Origin of the sequence: Pseudomonas palmensis (assembly GCF_049942755.1) — a bacterium.
GTDB lineage: Bacteria > Pseudomonadota > Gammaproteobacteria > Pseudomonadales > Pseudomonadaceae > Aquipseudomonas > Aquipseudomonas palmensis.
Genome location: NZ_CP187958.1, coordinates 5,052,300 through 5,074,952 on the forward strand (window position 1 = coordinate 5,052,300; position 22,653 = coordinate 5,074,952).

The 22,653-nt window shown below is 60.7% G+C and carries 28 protein-coding genes; 26 read left to right on the forward strand and 2 right to left on the reverse strand.

Going from position 1 to position 22,653, the window contains the following annotated elements:
• Window positions 1-7 precede the first annotated feature (7 nt).
• From ACPRTJ_RS23400 to ACPRTJ_RS23520, 25 genes are all read left to right on the forward strand, one after another.
• Window positions 8-865, forward strand: coding sequence for a head maturation protease, ClpP-related (locus ACPRTJ_RS23400; RefSeq protein ID WP_275726623.1), 858 nt, complete (start codon window positions 8-10; stop codon window positions 863-865).
• A gap of 2 nt (window positions 866-867) precedes the next feature.
• Window positions 868-2,049 carry a phage major capsid protein gene (locus ACPRTJ_RS23405; protein ID WP_275726620.1) on the forward strand — a complete coding sequence of 394 codons (1,182 nt, stop codon included), beginning with the start codon at window positions 868-870 and terminating at the stop codon, window positions 2,047-2,049.
• A gap of 48 nt (window positions 2,050-2,097) precedes the next feature.
• Window positions 2,098-2,517: a hypothetical protein gene (locus ACPRTJ_RS23410; RefSeq protein ID WP_426427362.1), complete on the forward strand. Its 420-nt coding sequence runs from the start codon at window positions 2,098-2,100 to the stop codon at window positions 2,515-2,517.
• Window positions 2,518-2,635: 118 nt separating this feature from the next.
• The gene (locus ACPRTJ_RS23415; protein WP_210014925.1) at window positions 2,636-2,977 is read left to right on the forward strand and encodes a head-tail connector protein; all 342 of its coding nucleotides are present in this window, start codon (window positions 2,636-2,638) and stop codon (window positions 2,975-2,977) included.
• Window positions 2,974-3,300 (forward strand): phage head closure protein, encoded by a 327-nt coding sequence (locus ACPRTJ_RS23420; RefSeq protein ID WP_210014924.1) that lies wholly within the window; start codon window positions 2,974-2,976, stop codon window positions 3,298-3,300. Before ACPRTJ_RS23415 ends, ACPRTJ_RS23420 begins: the two co-directional genes overlap by 4 nt.
• Window positions 3,301-3,310: 10 nt before the next feature.
• Window positions 3,311-3,478: a hypothetical protein gene (locus ACPRTJ_RS23425; protein WP_275726613.1), complete on the forward strand. Its 168-nt coding sequence runs from the start codon at window positions 3,311-3,313 to the stop codon at window positions 3,476-3,478.
• A 3-nt stretch (window positions 3,479-3,481) separates the two neighbouring features.
• Window positions 3,482-3,982, forward strand: a complete 501-nt coding sequence (locus ACPRTJ_RS23430) for an HK97-gp10 family putative phage morphogenesis protein (protein WP_275726611.1) — start codon at window positions 3,482-3,484, stop codon at window positions 3,980-3,982.
• A complete protein-coding gene (locus ACPRTJ_RS23435) occupies window positions 3,975-4,361 on the forward strand; it encodes a DUF3168 domain-containing protein (RefSeq protein ID WP_275726609.1) in 387 nt (128 codons plus the stop codon). Before ACPRTJ_RS23430 ends, ACPRTJ_RS23435 begins: the two co-directional genes overlap by 8 nt.
• 54 nt (window positions 4,362-4,415) lie before the next feature.
• On the forward strand, window positions 4,416-4,913 hold the full coding sequence (locus tag ACPRTJ_RS23440; protein ID WP_275726607.1) for a hypothetical protein: 498 nt from the start codon (window positions 4,416-4,418) through the stop codon (window positions 4,911-4,913).
• Window positions 4,914-4,953: 40 nt separating this feature from the next.
• Window positions 4,954-5,283, forward strand: coding sequence for a hypothetical protein (locus ACPRTJ_RS23445; RefSeq protein WP_275726606.1), 330 nt, complete (start codon window positions 4,954-4,956; stop codon window positions 5,281-5,283).
• 92 nt (window positions 5,284-5,375) lie between these two features.
• The gene (locus tag ACPRTJ_RS23450) at window positions 5,376-5,534 is read left to right on the forward strand and encodes a hypothetical protein (protein ID WP_345799350.1); all 159 of its coding nucleotides are present in this window, start codon (window positions 5,376-5,378) and stop codon (window positions 5,532-5,534) included.
• A gap of 40 nt (window positions 5,535-5,574) precedes the next feature.
• On the forward strand, window positions 5,575-5,820 hold the full coding sequence (locus ACPRTJ_RS23455; RefSeq protein WP_275726604.1) for a hypothetical protein: 246 nt from the start codon (window positions 5,575-5,577) through the stop codon (window positions 5,818-5,820).
• Between the two features lie 63 nt (window positions 5,821-5,883).
• Window positions 5,884-9,285, forward strand: a complete 3,402-nt coding sequence (locus ACPRTJ_RS23460; RefSeq protein WP_426427363.1) for a tape measure protein — start codon at window positions 5,884-5,886, stop codon at window positions 9,283-9,285.
• Entirely contained in the window at window positions 9,285-9,635 is a 351-nt protein-coding gene (locus ACPRTJ_RS23465; protein WP_275726600.1) for a phage tail protein, read from the forward strand. The genes ACPRTJ_RS23460 and ACPRTJ_RS23465 overlap by 1 nt, the downstream gene beginning before the upstream one ends.
• A gap of 37 nt (window positions 9,636-9,672) precedes the next feature.
• Entirely contained in the window at window positions 9,673-10,374 is a 702-nt protein-coding gene (locus ACPRTJ_RS23470; protein WP_426427364.1) for a phage minor tail protein L, read from the forward strand.
• A gap of 2 nt (window positions 10,375-10,376) precedes the next feature.
• Window positions 10,377-11,159, forward strand: coding sequence for a C40 family peptidase (locus tag ACPRTJ_RS23475; protein ID WP_275726596.1), 783 nt, complete (start codon window positions 10,377-10,379; stop codon window positions 11,157-11,159).
• Window positions 11,156-11,740, forward strand: coding sequence for a tail assembly protein (locus ACPRTJ_RS23480; RefSeq protein ID WP_275726594.1), 585 nt, complete (start codon window positions 11,156-11,158; stop codon window positions 11,738-11,740). Before ACPRTJ_RS23475 ends, ACPRTJ_RS23480 begins: the two co-directional genes overlap by 4 nt.
• 55 nt (window positions 11,741-11,795) lie before the next feature.
• The gene (locus tag ACPRTJ_RS23485) at window positions 11,796-15,311 is read left to right on the forward strand and encodes a host specificity protein J (protein ID WP_275726592.1); all 3,516 of its coding nucleotides are present in this window, start codon (window positions 11,796-11,798) and stop codon (window positions 15,309-15,311) included.
• On the forward strand, window positions 15,308-15,643 hold the full coding sequence (locus tag ACPRTJ_RS23490) for a hypothetical protein (RefSeq protein WP_426427365.1): 336 nt from the start codon (window positions 15,308-15,310) through the stop codon (window positions 15,641-15,643). The genes ACPRTJ_RS23485 and ACPRTJ_RS23490 overlap by 4 nt, the downstream gene beginning before the upstream one ends.
• Before the next feature lie 35 nt (window positions 15,644-15,678).
• Complete coding sequence (locus ACPRTJ_RS23495) at window positions 15,679-16,323, forward strand: hypothetical protein (RefSeq protein WP_196932260.1); 645 nt, start codon at window positions 15,679-15,681, stop codon at window positions 16,321-16,323.
• Between the two features lie 61 nt (window positions 16,324-16,384).
• Window positions 16,385-17,233: a hypothetical protein gene (locus tag ACPRTJ_RS23500; protein WP_185061865.1), complete on the forward strand. Its 849-nt coding sequence runs from the start codon at window positions 16,385-16,387 to the stop codon at window positions 17,231-17,233.
• Complete coding sequence (locus tag ACPRTJ_RS23505) at window positions 17,233-17,847, forward strand: tail fiber assembly protein (RefSeq protein ID WP_269210607.1); 615 nt, start codon at window positions 17,233-17,235, stop codon at window positions 17,845-17,847. Before ACPRTJ_RS23500 ends, ACPRTJ_RS23505 begins: the two co-directional genes overlap by 1 nt.
• A gap of 56 nt (window positions 17,848-17,903) precedes the next feature.
• Window positions 17,904-18,398: a glycoside hydrolase family 24 protein gene (locus ACPRTJ_RS23510; protein ID WP_123752655.1), complete on the forward strand. Its 495-nt coding sequence runs from the start codon at window positions 17,904-17,906 to the stop codon at window positions 18,396-18,398.
• The gene (locus ACPRTJ_RS23515; protein ID WP_404940708.1) at window positions 18,395-18,904 is read left to right on the forward strand and encodes a lysis protein; all 510 of its coding nucleotides are present in this window, start codon (window positions 18,395-18,397) and stop codon (window positions 18,902-18,904) included. The genes ACPRTJ_RS23510 and ACPRTJ_RS23515 overlap by 4 nt, the downstream gene beginning before the upstream one ends.
• 150 nt (window positions 18,905-19,054) lie before the next feature.
• Window positions 19,055-19,594, forward strand: a complete 540-nt coding sequence (locus tag ACPRTJ_RS23520) for an AAA family ATPase (RefSeq protein ID WP_123752656.1) — start codon at window positions 19,055-19,057, stop codon at window positions 19,592-19,594.
• A gap of 211 nt (window positions 19,595-19,805) precedes the next feature.
• On the opposite strand, the gene ACPRTJ_RS23525 is transcribed toward ACPRTJ_RS23520, so the two are convergent.
• A complete protein-coding gene (locus ACPRTJ_RS23525; RefSeq protein ID WP_123752657.1) occupies window positions 19,806-20,555 on the reverse strand; it encodes a substrate-binding periplasmic protein in 750 nt (249 codons plus the stop codon).
• Window positions 20,556-20,867: 312 nt separating this feature from the next.
• Here ACPRTJ_RS23525 and ACPRTJ_RS23530 point away from each other — a divergent pair, with 312 nt between their 5' ends.
• A complete protein-coding gene (locus ACPRTJ_RS23530) occupies window positions 20,868-21,074 on the forward strand; it encodes a hypothetical protein (RefSeq protein ID WP_123752658.1) in 207 nt (68 codons plus the stop codon).
• 220 nt (window positions 21,075-21,294) lie between these two features.
• Here ACPRTJ_RS23530 and chrA read toward each other — a convergent pair whose 3' ends face one another.
• On the reverse strand, window positions 21,295-22,488 hold the full coding sequence (gene chrA, locus ACPRTJ_RS23535; RefSeq protein WP_123752659.1) for a chromate efflux transporter: 1,194 nt from the start codon (window positions 22,486-22,488) through the stop codon (window positions 21,295-21,297).
• Between the last annotated feature and the right edge of the window lie 165 nt (window positions 22,489-22,653).

The window sequence follows — 22,653 nt, forward strand, 5'->3', positions numbered from 1 at the left end:
GTAATCCATGAAGCACAAGATCCAGTCTCGCGGCCTGCGCAGCGAGATGAGCCCGCGCGCGCTCGACAAATGGAATCCCGCGATCCAGGCGGCCGTCGAGAACACCTCAGACACCATCACCGTGTACGGCGTGATCGGCGAAGACTGGTATGGCGAGGGCGTCACGCTGAAACGAATCGACGCCGCCTTGCGGGCGATCGGCGAGCGTGATGTCACCGTCTACATCAACTCGCCAGGCGGTGACATGTTCGAAGGCATTGCCATTTACAACCGCCTGCAAGAGCACAGTCACGAGGTCACCACCAAGGTGCTCGGCATGGCGGCGAGCGCTGCTTCGATTGTCTTCCTCGCGGGGAAGAAGCGAGAGGTGGCCAGCAGCGCCTTCCTCATGATCCACAACTGCTGGACCTGGCTTGCCGGCAACCGCAACTACCTCCGCGATATCGCCGACGATATGGAGGAATTCGATGCCGCGATGGCTGACCTCTATGCCGAGACCAGCGGGCAGTCGGCTGAAGACATGGCCGAACTGATGGACGACGAAACCTACCTCCGCGGCAAGCGTGCCGTGGAGCTTGGTCTGGCCACTGGGTTGTTGTCGTCCGCCGAGGTCACCGAGCGCGAAACCGAAGACGCTGCCCAGGCCAATGCACTCAAGGCCATGGATGTAGCCCTGGCCAAGGGAGGAATGCCTCGCTCCGAGAGACGCGAGCTGTTCGCCAGTTTCAAGTCCGGCATGCCTCGCGCTGCCGGCGGGGGCACGCATAACGCTGCCCCGACCGATAAGCCTCGCGCTGTCGCGCCAGACCTCTCCGCCTCTCTGAGCGCGGCAACCAATCTCCTCAATTCTCTGAAAGGAAAGTGACCGTGGACTTTGAAGCCCAAGTCAAAGAACTCAACGCCAGCCTCAAAGGCATTGGCGACCAGATCAAAAGCCAGGCCGAGGCGACCGAGAAGCAAATCAAGGCTTCCGGTGAAATGAATACCGAAACCCGTGCCAAGGTCGATGAACTGCTGACCAAGCAGGGCGAACTTCAGGCGCGCCTGGGCGAGGCAGAGCAGAAACTGGTGAATGCAAGCCGGGATCGGAGCCATCAGGAAGAGCCGCAGAAATCGGTAGGTGCTCTTGTGATCGAGAGCGAAGAAATGAAGGACATGAACTCGTCCTTCCGTGGTTCCCGCCGTGTCTCCGTGCCGCGCGCGGCCATCACCACCGCAACCGGCGGTGACCTGGTGCAGACTCAGCGCTTGCCGGGGATCATTGCCCCGCCTCAGCGCCGACTGACCGTCCGCGACCTGGTCGCGCCAGGTACCACCGAATCGAACTCCATCGAGTACGTCCGTGAAACCGGCTTCGTCAACAACGCCCGCACTGTGGCGGAGAACACTGCCAAGCCGTACTCCGACCTGACCTTCGGCCTGGCCACGGCGAACGTGCGGACCATCGCCCATTTGTTCAAAGCCAGCCGCCAGATGCTGGACGACGCCAAGGCACTGCAGAGCTATATCGACGGTCGTGCACGCTATGGCCTCACCATGGCAGAAGAAGCTCAGTTGCTTTACGGCAACGGCACCGGGGTGAACCTGCAGGGCCTCATGACGGTTGCTCAACTGTACGCCGCCCCGGCTGGCGTAGCTGTAGTGGGCGAGCAGCGCATTGACCGCCTGCGCCTGGCGCTGCTGCAGGCCGAGCTGGCCGAGTTCCCATCCGACGGCATCGTGCTCAACCCGATCGACTGGGCGGCCATCGAGCTGACCAAGGACGGGGAGGGCCGCTACATCATCGGTCAGCCTCAGGAAGGCACCAACGCGAAACTCTGGAATCGCCCAGTGGTTTCTACCCAGGCCATGACACAGAACGACTTCCTGGTCGGCGCCTTCAAGCTCGGCGCTCAGATCTTCGATCGCATGGAAATTGAAGTGCTGATCTCGACCGAAAACAGTGATGACTTCGAGAAAAACATGGCAACGATTCGTGCTGAAGAGCGCCTGGCCTTTGCCATCTATCGCGACGAAGCGTTCGTCACTGGCCCGCTGGTCACGCCTTAATCTTTCCGCAACACGGCGCCAGAAATGGCGCCTCAACGGAGTACTCCCATGGCACGTAAACAGGAAAAACCAGAGTCTACGGTCGAGCCGCAGGATCCTGCCTCGACCACTGAAACGAGCGGCAGCCAGCCTGAAGATGGGGCTTTGGCCCTCTCGCCGGGTGATGCAGTCTCGCCAAATCCTGGCGAATCGGCCGCTTCTGAAACTGATCCAGGCTCGGGGGATAGCACAGAGCAGGCACTGCCACCCGCACCGGGAGACTCGGGGCCTGGATCGAACGTCTCAGCAAGCGACCTGAGCACTATTGCCGAAGCCTCCGCTACTGAAACGGGGGCATCGGAAGGCGCAGGACAGAGCGGCCCAGCGGCGGCTGAGAGTGGCGACGATATCGACCAGCCAGTTGGCGAGGATCTGGTTGCAGCTAACCCCAATCCAGCAACTCTTCAGATCTACCCGATGCGCTCCTAGATGGATGAGGGCGAACTGCGTCGCCGCGGCGGTCCCGCTTACATGGTGCCACGCCGGCATGCAGAGGAGCTGGTGCAGCGGAAGTTGGCATCGCTCGAGCCGCTGGAGGAGTGAAGGCATGCCTGTAATCAGTTTGACCATTGCACGCCATCACCTTCGAGACCCTGACGACGATGACGAGTATCTAGAACTCCTGATCGAGGCCTCGGAAGGGCAGGCGATGGACTACCTGAACCGTCGTTTCTATGCCGATCAGCAGGCGCTGGATGAGGCTGTCGCCGCCGGAGCTGCCGGCGAGTCCCCCATGGTCTGCAACAAGCAGATCAGGGCTGCCTGCCTGCTGATCCTCGGCCACCTTTACGCGAACCGTGAGGACGTTGTGATCGGGACCACCGCCACTGAGCTGCCGAAAGGCTCGGAGGCACTCCTGACGCCGCACCGCATTGGGTGGGGCGTATGAGGGCCGGCCCGCTGCGTCATCTGTGCAAGGTCACCTTCCCGCACGAGGAGCGCAATAAGTCCGGGGGCGCCACAGTGACGTGGTTGCCCGCTGCTCGTCCTGATATGTGGGCTGAAATCAGAACCCCCAGCGGTCGGGTTTCATCTGTTGCCGAGCGACTGGAAGCCGTCGTCACTGCCGAGATCATCGCCAGGTCACGCACTGACATTGTTGCGGGCTGGCGGGTGACCAGGCGCGGGATTACCTACAAGGTCGAGGCTGTTTTGCCTGACAACGAAAACTCAATGATGAGGCTCTTGTGCTCATCAGTCCCCAACCCATGAGGTACCCCCAATGAAAATTCGTGCACTGGGCCGACTCTCGGGCGCCTCCGGCGATCGAGAGAAGGGCGAAGAGTTCGAGGTGGCCAAGGAGTATGCCGAGGGCCTGATTGCTCGCGGCTACGCCGAAGCGGTAACCGACAAGGCCGAGAAGCCGAAGGCCGCCCCGGCCAAGGAGTAGGCGATGGCCCGTCGATCCAAGCTACTTGGTGATTTCAAGCTGCGCCGCACGTTGCGCAACATCAACAAGACGATGGACAACGAGCTGAAGCCGGCCATGGAACAGGCGGCAGGGCGCATCCTGGCCACCCAGCAACAGCTGATCCCCAAGGACACCGGCGATGCCGCTGCGGCACTGCGCATGTATGTGTCGCCCAGCGGTCTGGACGCGCAGATCGGTATACGCGGCAAGCGGGACAACCGCCGCTTCTACTACCTGCGCTTCATCGAGTACGGGACCAAGGGGTACACGGGCGGCAAGCGCGCCGGCAATCGCAGTAAGCGCGAGACGAACAAGAGCGACGGCACGCACTTCTTCGGCAAGCACCCGAACATCCCGGCCCGCCCGGCGCACCCCTGGCTGCGGCCATCGATGGACGTGAACCGGGAGTATGTGCTGGCGGATATCGAGACAGCGATTCGACGCACGCTGCGCAAAGCGAGCCTGGGGGCCGGCAATGGCTGACCCATCCCTTGCGCTGCAGGAAGCGCTGGTCGTCCGCCTGCGCGACGAGGTCGATTGCCCCGTGCTGGATGGGGCCGGCATCAACACCCCGATGCCTTATGTGTCCATCGACCGCGAGGTCTCGACCAACATCAGCCCTATCGCCGGCCGCAAGCGCGAGCAGCGCCTGATCTACCTGTCTGTCTGGTCTGATGCCGTTGGCCAGGCAGAGGTCAAGCGCATCAACGGCAAGGTCATCGCCGCCCTCGACGAGCGCCGTCTGGTGCTCGAGCACGGGCGGGCAGTGTCCGTGCGCGTGCTGCAGGCCGATGCCCAGCGCGATGCTGATGGCACTACGTACCAAGGCTCGATCACGGTTCGCGTGATCACCACCCACTGATTTACCTACCGGCCGCCCCGCGGCTTTATCCAACGCGCCTTTGGAGGAACCCCCATGGCCGAAGACAATCTGAACACGGCGGCCGGCTGCCGCTTACGCTTTGGCGGGAAGACCGCCGCCACCACCGAAGCCGAGTACAAGGCCGATGACTACATTGATGTGGGCGAGATCGAGGACCTGGGCGAATTCGGTGACACCTTCAGCAGCGTGACCTTTACCGCCCTGAGCGATGGCCGGGTGCGTAAGTACAAGGGCACCGCAGACGCGGGCGACATCACTTTGACTGTCGGCCTGGATAGCGGCGATGCCGGCCAGAAAGCGGTGTCCGTCGCGCACAAGGACCGCACCAAGGGCAACTACAACACCATGGTCACCCTCAACGACGGCGACCCTGGCGCGACCCCGGCAATCCTTCCGACCACGTTCTACTTCGGCGTCAAGGTGATGAACAACACCGTGGCACCTGGTGCGGCTGACAACGTGGTCCGCCGCAACATCACGCTCGCCATCAACACCGAGATTCTGGAAATTCCAGCCCACGCAGCCCCGTAACCAAACGGGGCTTCGGCCCCGCTTCAACAGGACCTGAACCATGAACAAGACTTTGCACGGTACCTTGACCGTGAAACTGGGCGACGAGGAGTTCACCCTGCAGCCCACGCTGAAGGCGGTGCGTGCGATCGAAAGCCGCTTTGGCGGTCTGCGCGGCGCTTCGCAGACACTCAATGCCATGAGCGTGGATGGCTGCGCCATCATCCTTGCCGCCGGCGCCGGCCTGGAAGGCAAGGCGGCCGAGGCGATCGCCGATAAAGTTTGGAAGGCCGGCGTGCTGGAAGTGTCGGTGCAACTGAACGCCTACCTTGCCGCACTCTACAACCCGCGCGGTGGTGACCAGGGAAACGACCAAGCCGGGGCGGCGTAAGCGTCGTTGAGGACGGCAGCTACGTCGACCGGCTCTACGCCATCGCGACAGGCTGGTTGGGGTGGCCCCCCGCCACGGCCTGGAGCACACCATTGCCCGAGCTGTTCATTGCGCTGGACGCCAAGATCGAGTGGTCGCAGATGACCAATCCGTTTGGCAGCGGCAAGGCGACTGGACAGAAAGCGAAGCCCAAGCCTGCTGGTGTGGCTGAGAAGCTTCGACAGGCGCTGACGGGCCGCAAGGCAGCATAACCTCTGATATCCTGCGCCGTTTCTGAATGGAGGCAGGCCGATGCAGAAACTCATCTTCGCAGCGTTGCTGGTGATCATTGTTCTTTTGGCGCCCTGGACGCTCGGCTGGCTGCTGACCGCTTTTTCAATATGGGCGGTGGCAGCTGTTGTTGTCGCCATATGTGCGGGGCTGGCGATGATCTGGCTCAACTACAGCACCGACTTCAATCGTGAGCAAAAGCGCCTAGATAGGCGGATCAAAAAAATTACTGACGAAGCAAATAGAGTGAACGCCCGTCGCGATTAGCGCGCTGTCGATAGCTCAGCTCAGCCCGGCAATTGCCGGGCTTTTTATTGTCTGGAGAAAAGCATGGCTGACACCGACATCCAGGGGATGCTTGTTCGCATTGAAGCGACTACCGCTCAGTTGCGCGGCGAGATGGCGCGCGCAGATTCTAGCGTGGCCCAAGCATCCGGGAAGATCGACAAAAGCCTAGAGCGAATCGATGCAGCGTTCGACCGTGCGGGCGAGAGCGCCCAGAAGGCCGGGGCCCTGATCAAGACCGCGCTTACCGCTGCTACGGGCGCGGTATCGGTCAAGTCGATCATTGATGTAGCAGATTCTTACTCGCAGATGTCTGACCGCATTGGCCTGGCAACAGGCAGTTTTGGCGAGTACAACCTGGTTCAGGAGCGTCTGCTTGAAACGGCCAAGCGTACCTATCGGCCTCTGAGCGAAGCGCAGGAGCTCTTTATCGGCACGGCCGATAGCCTGAAGTCCATGGGCAAGAGCACAAGCCAAGCGCTGGATGTGATGGACAGCTTCAGCTTCCTGCTGGTGACCAACTCAGCAAGCGCCGACAAGGCTTCGTCGGCCATCGACGCATACTCGAAGGCATTGCAGACTGGCAAGGTTGATACTGATGGATGGAAGTCCATTATTGCGGCGATGCCTACAGTGGTTGAAACCTTGGCAAAAGCCACCGGCAAGAGCGCAGAAGAGATCCGCTCTCTTGGCATTGAGGGCAAGCTCAGCCTAGACCTGCTCACCAACGGCCTGGAAAAGTCGGCCAAGGCCAACGGCGAGCTGGCTGACAGCATGGGCGTTGCCGTCCGGGACGCGCTTCAGAACCTGAGCAACGCCTTTTCCGTCTACGTGGGTCAGGCCAACGAGGCGCTTGATTTCACAGGGCAGATAAGTTCGGGGATATCGCTTCTCGGCGACAACTTCGACACCCTGGCCAATGTCGCTATTATCGCAGCGACTACTGCTCTGGCGAAGTACGGTGCGAGTGCCGCCGGCGCGTCTGCTACAGCCGTGTACTCAGCATTGAAGGATTCAGTAGCCAGAAAGTCGCAGACCGCAGCAGTACTGCTCGCTGCGCAGGCCGAGCAGCAGAAAGCCAGAACCACCGTCTTCTTGGCGGAAAAAGAGGCAGTTGCGGCCAGGGGTACTGCGGTTCAGACGCAAATGTCATTGCAACTTGCTGAGGCAAGAATGGCGGAGGCACGAGCTACCGCTGCTGTGGCTACAGCCCAGACCGCAGTTACGCGTGCGGGATTCAGCTTCATCGGAATGCTTGGCGGGCCTGCTGGAATTATCGCGCTGGCAGTCGGCGCCGCCACAGCGTTTCTGACGCTGCGTGATAACACCGGCGTTCTAGAAAAGAAGCTGGGCGATCTCAACGACCCAATCGACAAGCTGGTCGAGCGATTCAACAAGCTCAATCGAGCCACCCAGTCGGTAACTCTGCGAGAGCTAAAGGCTTCGATTGAGGACGCAGAAAAAGACCTGACCACCGCAGCAGGCTCAATCGCTTTTGAGTTTCAAAGCAGCTTGACCAACGCCGGCCTGGCCGGCGCATCTGGGTTTATGGCCGGGATCGTGCCTTTGTCGGCCGAGTTTCAGGCCGCAATGGAAGTCGTTGACAAGGCGTCAGCCGACCAGGCCGCCGGAATGGCCGTGGATTGGAAGGAAGTGGCTGACCGCCTGCGGGATATTCCAGGCGTTACTTCTGAGATGGCTGACGCCCTTGAGGAGGGCGGCGGGGCCGCGGCGGAAAAAGCAGAGGTCATCACTCACCTCAAGAACGCAATGGCTGAGCTCACCGGTGAGACCGATGCCAACACTAGGTCAGAGCGGGAGAACGCTGCGGCTCGCACTACTGCAGCCAAGGAAACCCAGACGTATCTGGATCAGCAGCTCAAGCAACTGGCGTCCGCGCAAGACAAAACGAGTACCGACGCTGCGAAGCGGTACATTGCCGAAAGGACCAATCTGACTGAGGGCGAGCGGACGGCAATCCTTTCGGTTGCTGCCGCACGCGACGCCCAGAAAGAAGCCGATGATGCTGCCGTCAAGGCTAAGCGAAAGACCACCACAGAAAGCGAGCAAGCCAGCAAGAAACAGCTCAAGGATTTCGAGTCGACCGAGGAGGGCTACAAGCGCCAGATCGAACTGATCAACACCACCGGCGACAAGCAGAAGGACGCCACCGAGGTGGCCAAGCTGTCGTTCGAGCTGCAGGAGGGCAAGCTGGGGAGCCTGTCCAAGGTTCAACAGAAGCGCCTGCTCGAGCTGGCTGCTGAGCTGGACGGCCTGAACAAGATCAAGAAAGCCAACGAGGACGCCCTGAAGCTCAGCGCGTTCAAGGCCGCTCAGGCTGCCGGCACACAGACGACGATCAACGGCTACTCGCAGGTGCTGGCCGGCATCGGCATGGGGGATAAAGCTCGCGACCGGATGCGCGCCGACCTGGCGATTCGGCAGAAGTACGTCGAGGAGCTGAAGGCGCTCAACGAGCAAAGCAACACTGGGCAGATCAGTCCGGAGCTGTACGCCAGCCAGAGCCAGGTGCTGCAGGACGAGCTGAACAAGCAACTGATTGCTCAGCAGTTCTACTACGAGCAGGTCGACGAGCACCAGACCAATTGGCTGCTGGGCGCTCAGGAGGCCTGGCAGAATTACGCCGACTACGCCCAAAACTACGCGGCCCAGGCAGCCGACTTTGTCAGCGGCACCTTGGGTTCAGCTACCAGTGAGCTGGGCGGTGCCTTTTCCGACATCATCACTCAGTCGAAGAGTGCAGAGGATGCGTTCGCCGATGCTGCAGCCGGCATGGCGAAGTCGATGATAAACGCCCTCAGCGATATGGCCGCGCAATGGCTTGTGTATCAGGCAGTGCAGGCGCTGGTCGGGTCCACGACACAGAGCGCTGCGAGCCTTGGCATGGTCGCCAACGCCCAGGCAACGTCGTTCCAGGCCAGTCTTGCCGCCTACGCCTCTACCGCAGCGATTCCGGTGGTTGGCCCCGCGCTGGCCCCGGGTGCCGCCGCTACGGCTGCTGCTGCAACTGCACCAATGGTTGCAGCGGTATCCACCGCGACCGCGATGGCAGGCGCCGGCTTCATGGATGGCGGCTACACCGGCCACGGTCGACGTGATGAGGTGGCGGGGCCAGTGCATCGCGGCGAGTACGTGTTCGACGCCGAGGCCACCGCGCGTATTGGCGTGGGCCGCCTGGAAGCGCTGAGTAATGGCCAGATCGGGATGGTGGGCACTTCTTCGGGCAGCGCTCCCGCGAGCCAGCCAGCGCCCGGCGGCCCCGCCCCGATCATCATCAACTCACCGATCACTGTTCAGGCTCAGCCCGGTATGAGCGACGAAGCCGCGCGCCGCCAGGGGGCAGCGATGGAGGACGGGTTCCGGCAAATGTGCCGGGAGGTTGTCCGGGAGGAGTTCGGGCAGGGTGGCTCTATGTGGAGGCGGTAATGACAGAGACTTTTGACTTCGACATAGAGGCGGACGCCGATGGCGACATCAGTCAGCGCACTTGGGATAACGACTTCGGCGATGGCTACGCGCAGTCAGGCGGTACCGGCATCAATACGAAGTCGCAGTCCTGGAATGCAACTCACACAGGCCTGTTGGAGCAGGGAGAGGAGGCCCTTGAGATCTGCAAATTCCTTGATCGGCACGAAGGCTACAAAACCTTCTTCTGGACCCCACCAGGTGGAGTGCAGGGTCGGTATCGCGTCAAGGGCTACAAGCTCAAAGCCAGAGGCAGCTCCAAGCTGGTAACGATCAGCTGGACTTTCGATCAACGATTCACCCCTTACTAAGCCCCGCCCGTGCGGGGCTTCTTGTTTCTGAGGCCCCATGACTTTTAATGCCGATATCCAGAAGCTCGAGCCGGGCAACCAGATCCGGCTGTTCGAAGTGGATGCCACGCGCCTGGGCGGTAACCTCTGGCGCTTCCACGGCCACGCCCAAGAGGGCGACATCATCTGGCAGGGCCACCTCTACGAGCCGATCCAGCTCGAGGCGAAAGGGTTCGACATCCGCGGCGATGGCCGGCCTTCGTCGCCGACCCTGCAGCTGGCCAACGAGCTGGGTGGGGTGAGGGGTGCAATTTCAGCGCTATGCCTGCACCTGCGCGACCTGGCCGGCGCCAAGGTCAAGGTCATCGAGACCTTTCGCCACTTCCTGGATGCCGCGAACTTCCGGGACGGCAACCCAGCCGCCGCCAACCAGGCGCGCATCAACCTCTGGTACATCGAGCAGAAGACCGATGAGGACCGGGAGCAGGTGACCTTCCAGCTCTCCAGCCCGCTGGACCTGGAGGGGCAGATGCTGCCTACCCAGCAGATCACCAAGCTGTGCCGCTGGGCCTGCCGTGGGCAATACCGCCAGGAGGCGTGCGGCTACACCGGCACAGCCAAGTTCACCAAGAAGGACGAGCCCACCAACAACCCCGCGCTGGACCGCTGTGGCGGGCGCTGGAAGAGCTGCAAGGCTCGGGGTAATACGCGCCGCTTTGGCGGCTCCATGGGCGCCAGTCTCATTGCCAGCTCGAGGTAACCATGCGCATCAACCAACAACTACAAGCCGCCATTCGCGAGCATGCCGAGCGGGCATACCCGGACGAGGCCTGCGGGGTGCTGATCAAGACCGAGCAAGGCCGCGAGTATGTGCCGTGCCGCAACCAGGCCAGCACACCTCGCGAGCAGTTCTCGCTGAACCCCGAAGACCTGGCCCAGGCTGAAGACCGTGGCCAGGTTCTCGCGATCATCCACAGCCACCCCGACAAGTCGCCGGCACCCAGCATGGCTGATCAGGTGAGCTGTGAGCTGCATGAGTTGCCGTGGGGCATAGTCGGCTGGCCCGGCGGTGAGATGGAGTGGTTCAAGCCTTCGGCCTACCAGGCGCCTCTACTGGGGCGTGACTTTGCGCACGGCCTGCTGGACTGCTGGGGCGCGTGCCGCGACTGGTACGCCCGCGAGGCCGGTCTGGTGCTGCCGAACTTCGAGCGCAAAGATCTGTGGTGGGAAGAGCGTGATGGCCCGAGCCTGTATGAGGCGAATTTCGCGGACGCCGGCTTCTACCTGGTTGACGAGCCCCGCCGCGGCGACATGCTGGTATTCATCGTGCCGTCACCAGGCCGGCCATGCCACCACCCCAACCACGCCGCCATCTACCTGGGCGACGAGCCGGCCTTTGTCAGCGAGCCAGCCCCGGACCTGGGTGGCAGCGGACCGTTCATCTATCACCACATGGCAGGGCGGGCATCGACTCGCGAAATCTACGGTTGGTCGATGGCCAGCCGCCTGCGCCTGGTGCTGCGCCACAAGGATTACCGGCCATGATGCGAACCATCAAGCTCTACGGCGTGCTGCGCAAGCACTTCGGCAAAGAGTTCACCCTCGACGTGTGCAGCGTGCGGGACGCGATCAGCGCCCTGTGCGCCATGGTGCCGGGGTTTGAGAAGTTCCTGCGCACGGGCGAGGAGCGGGGACTGGTGTTCGCGGTGTTCTCTGGCCGCCGAAACCTGGCCAATGCCGAGCTTGACCTGAAGGGCGACGATCCCGGACAGATCCGCATCGCGCCGATCATTCAGGGCAGCAAGCAGGGCGGCATGTTCCAGACGATCCTCGGGGCCGTTCTGGTCGTCGCTGGCTTTTTCGCCGGCGGCACCACCACGGGCCTCGGCATGGCCCTGATAGCTGGCGGTGCTGCACTGTCGCTCGGTGGCGTGGTGCAGATGCTGTCGCCAACGGCGCGCACCAATACCGGTACCAAGAACGAAGACGGCAACAACCCGAGTTACGGCTTCGGTAGCGCGGTCACCACCATCGCCCAGGGCAACCCGTACCCACTGCTGTACGGCGAGCGCGAGATCGGCGGCGCCATTGAGTCGGGCGGGATTTACACCCAGGACAGGCTGTAGCTGTTGAGCCACCACCAACCCGCTTCGGCGGGTTTTTTGTTTTCAGGAGATCCGCATGAGCGCAGTTGCAGCGAGGCCGCAGGCATCCCGTAAGCGTGTGGCCGGAGCGAAGGGCGGCAGCTCGAAGCCGAAGCAGCCAAGCATTGCATCGAACAGCACGCCCTCCATCGCCACGGCCCGCATCGTCTATCTGTGGAGCTGGGGGCCAATTGTTGGCCCGGTGGATGGCCTGCGGTCGATCAAGCTCGGCGACACGCCTATCCAGGCCGCCAATGGCACCATCAACTACCCGGGTGTGAAGTGGCAATTCCGTTCTGGCCAACTGAACCAGCCTCGCCTGGATGGTATTGCCGAGTCGAGTAACGAGATCGGCGTCAGTCAGGAACTGCGCAGCACCACCCCCTACATCTACACCGTGACCAATTCTATGGTCGACGCCGTGCGCGTGCGCTTCAGCTGGCCACAGCTCCAGTCGCAGGATAAGTCCGGCAACATCAACGGCGTGCGGATTGACTACGCGATCGACGTGGCCACCGATAGCGGGCCGTACCAGCAAGTACTGGCGTCTTCGGTCAACCGCAAGAACATCACCAAGTACGAGCGCTCCCACCGCATCAACCTGCCCGACGGTAGCCGGTGGTCGGTGCGTGCTCGGCGCATCACGCCAGAAGCCAACAGCTCCCTGGTGCAGGATGGGATGTGGATCGATGCGATCGCCGAGGTCGTCGACAGCGACCAGGAGTACCCGCTGACCGCCGTCGGCTGCCTGGAGTACGACGCCGAGCAGTTCGGCGGGGACATCGCCAAAGTCGCAGCGCTGATGCGCGGCCGAATTGTTAGCGTGCCGGCGAACTACGAGCCGGAGACACGGACCTATCACACCAGTGGCCCCGGTACCACCAATGGCGTCTGGAACGGCACGTTCAAGCAGGCCTACACGAACAACCCAGCCTGGGTCTTTTATGATCTGGTCCTGAACCCGTACTACGGCCTGGGCGAGCGCATCGATTCCACGCAGATTGACCGCTGGTCTCTGTACCGCATCGCACAGTACTGCGACCAGCTTGTGCCGAACGGCGCCGGCGGCCAAGAGCCGCGGTTCACCTGCAACCTCTACCTGCAGAAACAGGCCGAGGCCTATGCGGTGCTCCAGGACCTGGCCTCGATTTTCCACGGCATGGCCTTCTGGGACGGTAGCCAGATCGTCGTCAACGCCGACATGCCCAGCGACCCGGTGTACACCTACACCCCGTCGCAGATCCTGGGCGACGGCGCAATCAAGTACAGCGGCAGCCGGTTGCGTGACCGGCACAGCCTGGCGATTGTGGCTTGGGACAACCCGGCCCAGGGCTTCGAGACCGACAAGGAGCCCATCTTCGACGACGAGGCCATGGCCGAAATCGGCGTGCGCGAAGTGTCCGTCGAGGCGCTGGGGTGCACATCGCTCGGCCAGGCGCAGCGCGCCGGCCAGTGGGCGCTGATGACCGAGCAGCTGCAAACTCGGGGTGCGACTATTCGTGTTGGGCTCGATGGGCATATCCCGCGGCCAGGCCAGGTGATCGCCCTGTCTGATCCGATGCTCTCTGGCCGCGCCAACGGCGGGCGTATCGCTGCAGTCGCAGGCCGGGTTATCACCCTCGACCGCGATACCGAGGTGACACCCGGTGCCCGCCTGCTGGTCAACCTGCCCAGCGGCAAGTCTGAAACCCGGCAAGTTCGATCGGTTGCCGGGCGGGCTGTGACAGTGATCGCCGATTTCAGCGAGGCCCCGCAGCCGGAATGCGCCTGGGCGCTGGACTTCGACGACCTGAAGCTGATGCAGTTTTTCGTGCGCAACGTGACGCGCCCGGAATGGCACCAGTTCCAGTTCGAGCTGATCCAGCACGAGCCAGAAAAGTTTGATGTCATTGACTACGGCGCAGTGATCGACGATCGGCCGATCAGCGTGCTGCCGCCAGGTGTGCAGGAAGCTCCGGCGCAGGTATTGATCAGGAGCCACAGTTCGATAGAGCAGGGGCTGGCTGTCACCACCATGACAATCGGGTGGGATGCCGCGCCGGGGGCCGTGGCTTATGAGGTCGAATGGCGCTGGGGTGCGCGGGACTGGATCAAGCTGCCGCGCACTGGCGAGCTCTCTGCCGACGTGCGCGGCGTGTATGCCGGCCAGTACCTGGCTCGCGTGCGCGCCGTAAACGCGATGAACGTGGCGTCGATGCCTGCCAGCTCAATGTTGACCGAGGTGGCGGGCAAGACCACGCCGCCGCCGGCAGTTACCCACCTGCTGGCCACCAGCGAGCTGTTTGCCATCGGCCTGCGCTGGGGCTTCCCAGAAGGCGCAGAAGACACCCAGCGCACTGAGATCTGGTACAGCCCAAGCAATGACCTGTCGGTGGCCACGAAACTCACCGACCTGGCCTACCCGCAGCGTGACTTCATGCTGCAGGGGCTGGCTGCGGGCGTGTCGTTCTTCTTCTGGGCACGCCTCGTCGACCGCACCGGCAACATCGGTCCATGGTATCCCGTGGACAACGGCGTACTGGGGCAGAGCGGCATGGATGCTTCGCCGATCCTCGACCTCATTGCAGGGCAAATTGGCGAGACTGAGCTGGGCAAGGAGCTCATCGACAAGATCGATGGCCTGCAAGACCAGATCGATGCGCTGGACGGGCTCAAGGCATACGAGCCGGGTGAGCCATACGTGAAAGACCAGATGGTCGTGGTCGATGGTCGGATCTACCAGGCAAAAGGCCCTGTTCCTGCCGATGCCTCGGGTGCAAATTCTCCGCCGAACGCGAACCTCTGGATCGATGTTGGTCAGTCTGTGCAAGCGGCCAACGGCCTTGCACAGCAGGTGCAGACGAACAAGACCAACATCGAGACTGTCGACGGCAAGGTCACGGCGACGGCCGAGAGCCTGCAGGCTCTGCGGGCGTCTGCTCGTGACGCCGATGCCGAAGGCGATCTGGCCGGCGCGCTCCACCAGTGGGACGCGACAGCGGCATTTGCAGAGGAAGTGAAGGTCAGCGCCTCTCGCGATGAAGTCATCGTGCGCAAGACCGAGACGCTCGAAGCGACGATGAATGACACGACGGCGGCCGTGCAGACGATCAGCCAGGCCCAGGTCAATGCCGATGAAAAGGCCTCGACGATGTGGGCTGTGAAGATGCAGCTCAACTCGCAAGGCAAGTACGTTGTCGCCGGTATCGGCCTTGGCATCGAGAACGGGCCAGCGGGCCTGCAGAGCCAGTTCATCATCAATGCCGACAGGTTCGCCGTGGTCAACGACATCAACGGCACTCCCGCATCGTTTTTCGCGATCCAGGATGGGCAGACGTTTATCCAGGCAGCCTTCATCGCTGACGGCACGATCACGAACGCCAAGATCGGGAGCTTCATCAGTTCGACGAACTACGTGCCGGGCGTCCAAGGCTGGCGACTGAACAAGGACGGAACACTCGAGATCAACGGCGCTATTGCGGGGCAGGGACGGCTCACGATCACGCACCGTGCCGTGAAGGTTTTCGACAGCAATGACCGGCTGCGCGTGCAACTTGGAGATCTGACGGCATGAGTTACGGTCTAAGGACATTCAGTGAAGACGGTGTTGTAGAGCTTGATACCGACAGCTTCACCTATCAAGTGCTTCACAGCCAAACCTATACGCTCACTGGAAATGGGGCAGTCGTTTCTGTCCCCATTTCAGGGTTCAACCCGGCAACATGCACGGCCGTGATCCTTCCAGCAACTGCGCGCAAAAACGAGTTCAACGAAAGCGCAATGCCCTATATGAGGGTGGCGGTAGGCAATGTGACCGTGCGATCAAAGCACCCGAACCAGCCCGGCACTGAGGATTCCGGCTCACACATTCAATTTCGTCTTCTTGTAATGAGGTTCAAGAATTGAGCTTTGGACTTTACGTTAGAAATGACGATGACTACGTGCAGATCGACTCCGACAACCCCAGGCTGTGCGCGCTGTACAGCGGGACTTACTCCGCGACAAGTTCAAGCACTGTAGTCGTCTCGTTCCCGGCCCCGATAAGAACGACCGAGCCGCCCTGCATCTTCATTCGCAACTCGCCGAGCCAGCCAGACATTCTCTATCGGGAAATGACAATTACCGGCTCTCCAGGCAACTGGACAGGCTTCAGACTCGAGAGCGGCAATGTGACCTGGCGGCCCACCGGGAAGTGGTTTGCAGCTGTATTTGCCAGCCGCTCAGCAGCGAGTTGGGGGTTGAGGATGTGGGACGAGGCCGGAGTCATCATCTACGACTCCGGGTCAACTCCGATCATATTCACCAAGGCCACAAACTCATGGAGCTATCAGGGCATGGTCCAGCTGGCACTGGGGAATGCCTACTACTACCTGTGCGCCGCTGTGGGGGCTCTGGCTTCGGACGAGTACTTCATGATCAACCCGTTTTCTCGTGGGCTCATGGCGCCCAACCAGATCCTCACAAATTGGTGTGGTGCAAGATTCAATTACTCAATCAACCGGCTGCAAATCTATTCAGTCGGAACTACAGGCTGGAGTGATCTGGGGCAGCCCGGAGCTGTTTTTGCCCGCTTGCCAGGGACATAACAGTCGCATTCGAAAATCAACATTACCCGCCGCAGCGGGTTTTTTATTGCCTGGAGAATTTATGCCCTGGTACAGAGAAGGCAAGGTCGCAATCGCGGCAGGACAAACCACCGTAACCGGTACCGGTACAAACTTCGCAGCGAACTCTCGCGTCGGCGATGCTTTGCAGGGGCCTGATGGCCGTTGGTATGAAGTAACGAACATCGCAAGCGGTACAGTGCTTTCAATTTATCCTGCCTATCAAGGTGCCACCATCGCGGCCGGTACCTACGGCCTCGCGCCCATGCAGGGGTATGTCAAAGAAGCAGCCGACCGCCTTCGGCAGATCGTCGAGCAGTTCGGCTCGACTCTGGCGGTGCTCGGCGTTGCCACGACTGCACCGAAGCTTCGGGAGAACATCGGCGCCGCGGCGCGCGGGGCGAATAGCGACATCACGTCACTGACCGGCATGACAACCGCGCTGAGCGTTGCTCAGGGCGGTACAGGCGGCAGCACACAAGCGACCGCCAGGGCAGGCCTGGGCCTAAAGGCTGCCGCAACGGCTGATATCGTCGGCACAGTGAGTCAATCGGGCGGCGTCCCCACGGGTGCAATATTTGAGAAGGGCAGTAACGCTAATGGCAGATACGTGAAGTATGCGGACGGCAGTGCGACCGCCGAGATGACGGTAACCACCACGTCTTTTTCTCCTGTCGCGGGCCTGCACGTCTCCAATGATATGAGCGCTCCGACCCCTATTACGTTCATTGCTGGCAGCGCCGTCCTCTCCGGCAATGACGCGTTAAACAACTCATTTCTGGTCGCGGGCCGGGTAGAACCCAACAACATCAGTGTGAAGGCCTACTTCACTTCATCCCCTGGCGTACCGGTGAGAACCATAAACATTGTTGTGCAAGGGAGGTGGTACTGATGCGCATTAAATTGTCACCGTTCAGTGCAGACGAAACACTCGTGCTCAGCAGGAGCGGCGAATCGATCACGATCAACGGCATGAAGCTCGATTTCGAAGCTCTGCCCGACGGCGCGATGCTGCCCGCCACTGCGACGAGCTGCTCTTGGCTCTACGGCGCAATCGAGCGGGTCGCTGGAGAGCTTACGCTGACTGTCAGGCTTCCCCATGGCGCTCAGGCGAGTGAGCAGTCGCGATTCCCAGTGGACATCGTTAATCCGCCAGACGGCCGGGTTCCGCTGCCCACCGACAATGACCCACAGCCAGAACCCCTGGGGCTGGCATGGACGGATACTGTTGGCGTCATCGACTGGTCGCAGATGATCACGGCAGAGATGAAGCAGGATGCGGCTGCAGCGCAGCACCTGGCAAACGTGCAAGCAGAAGCTGCTGTGCGTCGCTCCGCAGCCGACACGGCAATCGCCCCGCTGCAGGATGCCGTCGACCTTGACGAAGCCACCGACGCCGAAGCCGCTGCGTTGAAGGCGTGGAAGAAATACCGAATTGCGCTGGTCCGGCTGCCTGAGCAGCCTGGGTACCCGACCGACATTGACTGGCCCGCACCGCCGGCTTGATCCTGACTGAACACCGACACCCGCCTTGAGCGGGTTTTTTATTGCCTGGAGAAAACATGGCTCGAATTTCTGATTCACTGGCGGGCAGCAAGAATGCACTCGCTTTCCTCGACATGCTGGCCTGGGCTGAGGGCACGTCTATCAGCAAGCACACCCGCGACGACGGCTATGACGTGGTTGTCGGCGGTATCGATAGCCCGAACACCTTCAAGAGCTACAGCGCCCACCCTGGCGTGCTGGTGACCGTGAACAACAAGGGCCTGAAGTCCACGGCCGCAGGCCGGTACCAGCAACTCCAGCGCTACTGGCCGCACTACCGCGACCTGCTCAAGCTGCCCGACTTCGGGCCCACCAGTCAGGACAAGCTTGCCCTGCACCTGATCAAGGAGCGCGGCGCCTTGGCGGACGTGCACGCCGGCCGTATCCAGTCGGCGATCACGAAGTGCCGGAATATCTGGGCCAGCCTGCCGGGCGCCGGGTACGGGCAGCATGAGCGCAAGCTGGATGACCTGCTGGCGCACTACATCGCGGCCGGCGGGAGGCTGGTGTGATCGCCTGGGGCGCGCGCGCGCGGGCCTTGCTACTGGGGCTCGCGATGGGTGGCATTGGCGCATGGCTATGGCAGGCCAACGCTTACGAAACACTGCTGGCCAAGCAGGCCGAGACTTACGTGACTGAGCGCGAGGCAGAGGCGGTCGCTGTGCTCGATCAGTTACAGCAGGATCAGGAGCGCCGCCGGGCCCTGGAGGACCGCCTGCAGGCGGATGAAAAAACCAAGCACAAGGAATTACGCGATGCACAAAAAGCCCGGGATCGCCTTCGTGATCGGCTGGCTACTGCTGATTTGCGGCTGTCAGTCCTACTCGCCGCCACCGCCCAGGGTAGTGGCGGTGGGGTGTCAGCCGCCACCGGCACCTGCGACGTGGTTCATGGAACCGCGCGAGCCGAACTTGACCCAGCGCATGCTCAACGAATTGTCGCCATCACCGGGGATGGTGACGACGGACTAATAGCCCTACGAGCGTGCCAAGCGTATGTCAGAGATATCGGACGGTGAACTGGGAGAGGCAAGTCCAGGCGGCCGCTTACGACCCAAAGCGGAACGTCACGACAATCAAGTCTTGGCTTGCTGCCTGTTGACGGGGTTGGAGGTTGGCGTAAAATCGCCGCCCCCAAAAAATAGCGCGTATGGCGAGAAGGAGCTTAGATGCAGCGGGTGATGATTATTGGTCAACCTGGGTCGGGCAAAAGCACTTTGGCGCGTGAGCTTGGTCTGCGCACGGGCTTACCTGTCGTTCATATAGACACTATCCACTGGCAGCCAGGGTGGGTTGAACGAAGCCGGGACGAGAAAACACGCCTTTGTTCCGAGGTCGAGGCTCGTGATCGCTGGATATTCGAAGGCGGCCATTCCGTTACTTGGGAGAATCGGGTAGCGCGCGCAGATCTTTTGATATGGATTGATCGTTCGGGGACGCTTCGATTTTGGCGCGTGCTGCTAAGAACGCTGATTCAGCGCGGCAGCTCTCGGCCCGATTTGCCGGACAACTGCCCCGAACTGCTGGCGAATCTGCCAGAGTTTTTGAGATTTATGTGGCGGACGAAAAAAACAGCGCGAGTGAATATGCAGCAGCTGGTGGCGACGGCGCCATCAACATGCCGCGTCGTTCGGCTGCGCTCTAATCGAGATACCAACGTGTTTCTTTCGAGCATTGGCTATTTGAGCGGTCAGATCCCACGAGATTGATCGACGGCTGACGGCTGCGGTATGGAAACTACCGATTGCGAGCGGGTGCTACTGGCCGGTTAGCGACGGCCTGACACCGACCGTCGCCATGCGGCCATTCACTTCCAAGGCTGATGGCTGCGTGTTGCAAAAATGTTCATGACTTATCCTCCGCGTTGAGTGAGAGCGAAGCTGGATAAGGGCGAAGCGGGCTTGCGCTGGTTCCGCGCTGTCATTGCCCGATGGGGTAATCGTATCGATCCTGTATGCGCTCCAATTCGCCCGAGTGGCGCAGTTGCTCTAGGGCGTGGGCCCAGGAGGCTACCAGTTCGTCGTCACAGTCGCGGCTGAAGGCGATGTACAGCGATGAGCGATAGAGCTCGATAGGAATCTGCCGCAGCGTGCCGGGGGCGATGTTCAACTGGCGGCTGTAGTAAACCACTCCCGCATCGGTGTCGCCTATGATGATATCGGTGCGCCCGGCTAGCAGCATGCGATAGAGCTGCAGGCTCTGGGTTGCACTTTTTTCGAGGTTGTTGAAGCCCCGCGACTGAAGAGTCTCGGGTATCAGGCCGGCATGTCTCGTCGTAATTTTTGGGGCGCGAAGTAGCTGCTCCAAGGAATTCACCGGCTGCTGCGCATTGGCTAACTGATAGGGGTGAATGGACTCTTCCACGATCGGTCCGACCCACTTGTATAGCGGTTCGCGCTCTGCCGTGCGGAATAGTGAATACATGATGGTCTTGGGCCGGGTCTTCAATGCACGGGCGCTTCGCATACTGGGCAGCAGCACCATCTCAAAGTCATCCCCGGTCCGCGCCATTATGGCTCGAACGATCTCCGTGGCCATGCCGGTGAGCTGATTTTTCTGCTGGTAGTTGTACGGCGCCCACTCTTCAGTAACGACCTGATACTGCTCGGCCCTGACGGGAGTGCCAAGTAATAGGCAGAGCAGCGCGGCAGTAAATGTCGAATGTTTCACGTGTTCTGCCTGGTGGGCTGTGCGGTGATTAAGGGTGGATCTGATCAAAAGAGCGAAATTAGTATAGACCCTGACACACGTCAAACGCCTGATGCAGTCCCCTAAACCGTCAACACGGCGATTGATACATACGAACCAGTACGGATGGCATAGGTTTCTCAAGAGCGTTTAGGGGATTGCCTCTTATCGATATCAGTTGGAACATGTTGTGACCGTCCGGTTCTGGCCGTAAGCGGACATTGATGCTTTTGCCCTTTTGCAGAGCCCAATAGGCGTTGACCTATAGTGCTCTCACCGAAGCCGGAGGACAGCATGGACGACTTGCAGGAGAAGATGGCGGCGGGTGAGCCGCTGATGCAGCAGGCGATGGATGCGGTGCGGCGCTATCACGAAGCGCTGGAATTACTTGCTCCTGCTGAGGATGTCGAGTGCCTGCGCCTTGAGGCAGAGTCACTTATGCAGGCTGTGAGCGAGTACCAGCTGAGCGCCTTGGGCGGGCGGCCCGCAACTCGTCATTGAGACGGCGTGTCCATGGGACAGTAGTGTGCGAAATATACGTCGAAGGATACTCGGTTGGAGAAGGTGCAGCGGAGTAAATCGTCGGCTCGCTTTGCAGCGGCCAAGCGAGATCGCCGAGCTTCTGCCGCTTAGATGAACCCCTGTTTTATCACGCAAGCTTGGTTCAGCTGACGCCTATAGAACGAGCGCGGCTTAGCTATGCTGAATTAGCTGGCTTTCTTTAAAAAACAATACTTAGCAACCATCCGATCAAGCCACTGCCCAATACAATTAACCAAGGAGGAGCCTTCCAGAACATTAAGGCAACAAGGGCTATCAGCGCCAACCCGAAGTCTTGGGGAGCTAATATGGCACTCGTCCAGACCGGGTTGTACAAGGCCGCCAGGAGAAGCCCGACCACTCCCGCGTTGACCCCTGCAAGCGCCGCCTGAGTGCGAGAGCTATGCCGCAGTTGCTCCCAGAAAGGCAACGCGCCAATCACGAGGAGGAATGAAGGTGCAAAGATAGCGATGAGGCACACCGATGCGCCCACCCAGCCAGAAGGCTGGACGTTCATGGAGGCACCGAGAAATGCTGCAAAGCTAAAGAGTGGGCCCGGTACTGCCTGCGCTACGCCATACCCAGCCAGGAAAGTGTCGTTGGCTACCCAGCCGTTGGGTACCGTTGCCGCCTGAAGTAACGGCAGCACAACATGCCCCCCTCCGAAGACTAATGAACCGGCCTGGTAAAAGTCGTGCACCATAGCTAGCGTTTGAGAGGGCCAAAACTGCATCAATAATGGAAGGCCAAACAACAAGCTGAAAAACACCACCAAGGAGATCGCACCCACCTTCTTGGTGATCGAGATCGCCAAAGATTCCGCGGCTTGGCGCTGTGTGGTTTTAAGCAGCATCAAGCCGACGAGGGCGGCGCAGACGATCACACCAATCTGTCCCAATGCATTGGGCCACAGGAGTGCAGCGCAGGCAGAGAATGCGGCGATAGTCACGCGAAGCACATCGGTACAAAGATTGCGGGCCATTCCCCAGACTGCTTGAGCGACGACAGCGACCGCGACGATTTTAAGGCCGTGCAATAGACCGCTTGGGAAAGCACTTCCCCAAGTGGACATACCCTTAGCGAACAGAACCAGCATTAGAGCCGATGGCAATGTGAAACCTGCCCATGCAGCAATAGCTCCAGAAAATCCGGCATGAGACAGTCCCAATCCTATGCCAACTTGGCTACTCGCAGGCCCCGGAAGGAATTGGCACAAAGCGACCAAATCGGCATAACTGCGGTCGCTAAGCCATTGGCGCCGGGCTACGAACTCTTCACGAAAGTACCCCAGATGGGCAACCGGGCCGCCGAAAGACGTTAGTCCCAAGCGCAAAAACACCAGAAAAACTGACCACGCGGAATCAGACGTAGCCATCTTGATGTGACTTTCTGGTGACAATACTCATGCTCCCAACGGTGACTGATATAGCGGGATTGACAAATATCATTCAAGCACAACTCGAGTATTCAATCAGCCCATTTGACGAGTGAGCAAGCTCAGTACCTGCTGGACACCCATTCAATTATGAAAGGTACGTTG

What these genes read in the sequence shown, in the direction of transcription:
- ACPRTJ_RS23465 (WP_275726600.1), top strand. Translation starts at nt 9,285, where the DNA reads ATGACAGAGACTTTTGACTTCGACATAGAGGCGGACGCCGATGGCGAC.
- ACPRTJ_RS23485 (WP_275726592.1), top strand. Translation starts at nt 11,796, where the DNA reads ATGAGCGCAGTTGCAGCGAGGCCGCAGGCATCCCGTAAGCGTGTGGCC.
- ACPRTJ_RS23400 (WP_275726623.1), top strand. Translation starts at nt 8, where the DNA reads ATGAAGCACAAGATCCAGTCTCGCGGCCTGCGCAGCGAGATGAGCCCG.
- ACPRTJ_RS23520 (WP_123752656.1), top strand. Translation starts at nt 19,055, where the DNA reads ATGCAGCGGGTGATGATTATTGGTCAACCTGGGTCGGGCAAAAGCACT.
- ACPRTJ_RS23430 (WP_275726611.1), top strand. Translation starts at nt 3,482, where the DNA reads ATGGCCCGTCGATCCAAGCTACTTGGTGATTTCAAGCTGCGCCGCACG.
- ACPRTJ_RS23420 (WP_210014924.1), top strand. Translation starts at nt 2,974, where the DNA reads ATGAGGGCCGGCCCGCTGCGTCATCTGTGCAAGGTCACCTTCCCGCAC.
- ACPRTJ_RS23510 (WP_123752655.1), top strand. Translation starts at nt 17,904, where the DNA reads ATGGCTCGAATTTCTGATTCACTGGCGGGCAGCAAGAATGCACTCGCT.
- ACPRTJ_RS23435 (WP_275726609.1), top strand. Translation starts at nt 3,975, where the DNA reads ATGGCTGACCCATCCCTTGCGCTGCAGGAAGCGCTGGTCGTCCGCCTG.
- ACPRTJ_RS23500 (WP_185061865.1), top strand. Translation starts at nt 16,385, where the DNA reads ATGCCCTGGTACAGAGAAGGCAAGGTCGCAATCGCGGCAGGACAAACC.
- ACPRTJ_RS23460 (WP_426427363.1), top strand. Translation starts at nt 5,884, where the DNA reads ATGGCTGACACCGACATCCAGGGGATGCTTGTTCGCATTGAAGCGACT.
- ACPRTJ_RS23445 (WP_275726606.1), top strand. Translation starts at nt 4,954, where the DNA reads ATGAACAAGACTTTGCACGGTACCTTGACCGTGAAACTGGGCGACGAG.
- chrA (WP_123752659.1), bottom strand. Translation starts at nt 22,488, where the DNA reads ATGGCTACGTCTGATTCCGCGTGGTCAGTTTTTCTGGTGTTTTTGCGC.
- ACPRTJ_RS23410 (WP_426427362.1), top strand. Translation starts at nt 2,098, where the DNA reads ATGGCACGTAAACAGGAAAAACCAGAGTCTACGGTCGAGCCGCAGGAT.
- ACPRTJ_RS23475 (WP_275726596.1), top strand. Translation starts at nt 10,377, where the DNA reads ATGCGCATCAACCAACAACTACAAGCCGCCATTCGCGAGCATGCCGAG.
- ACPRTJ_RS23415 (WP_210014925.1), top strand. Translation starts at nt 2,636, where the DNA reads ATGCCTGTAATCAGTTTGACCATTGCACGCCATCACCTTCGAGACCCT.
- ACPRTJ_RS23530 (WP_123752658.1), top strand. Translation starts at nt 20,868, where the DNA reads ATGGACGACTTGCAGGAGAAGATGGCGGCGGGTGAGCCGCTGATGCAG.
- ACPRTJ_RS23505 (WP_269210607.1), top strand. Translation starts at nt 17,233, where the DNA reads ATGCGCATTAAATTGTCACCGTTCAGTGCAGACGAAACACTCGTGCTC.
- ACPRTJ_RS23455 (WP_275726604.1), top strand. Translation starts at nt 5,575, where the DNA reads ATGCAGAAACTCATCTTCGCAGCGTTGCTGGTGATCATTGTTCTTTTG.
- ACPRTJ_RS23440 (WP_275726607.1), top strand. Translation starts at nt 4,416, where the DNA reads ATGGCCGAAGACAATCTGAACACGGCGGCCGGCTGCCGCTTACGCTTT.
- ACPRTJ_RS23490 (WP_426427365.1), top strand. Translation starts at nt 15,308, where the DNA reads ATGAGTTACGGTCTAAGGACATTCAGTGAAGACGGTGTTGTAGAGCTT.
- ACPRTJ_RS23470 (WP_426427364.1), top strand. Translation starts at nt 9,673, where the DNA reads ATGACTTTTAATGCCGATATCCAGAAGCTCGAGCCGGGCAACCAGATC.
- ACPRTJ_RS23480 (WP_275726594.1), top strand. Translation starts at nt 11,156, where the DNA reads ATGATGCGAACCATCAAGCTCTACGGCGTGCTGCGCAAGCACTTCGGC.
- ACPRTJ_RS23425 (WP_275726613.1), top strand. Translation starts at nt 3,311, where the DNA reads ATGAAAATTCGTGCACTGGGCCGACTCTCGGGCGCCTCCGGCGATCGA.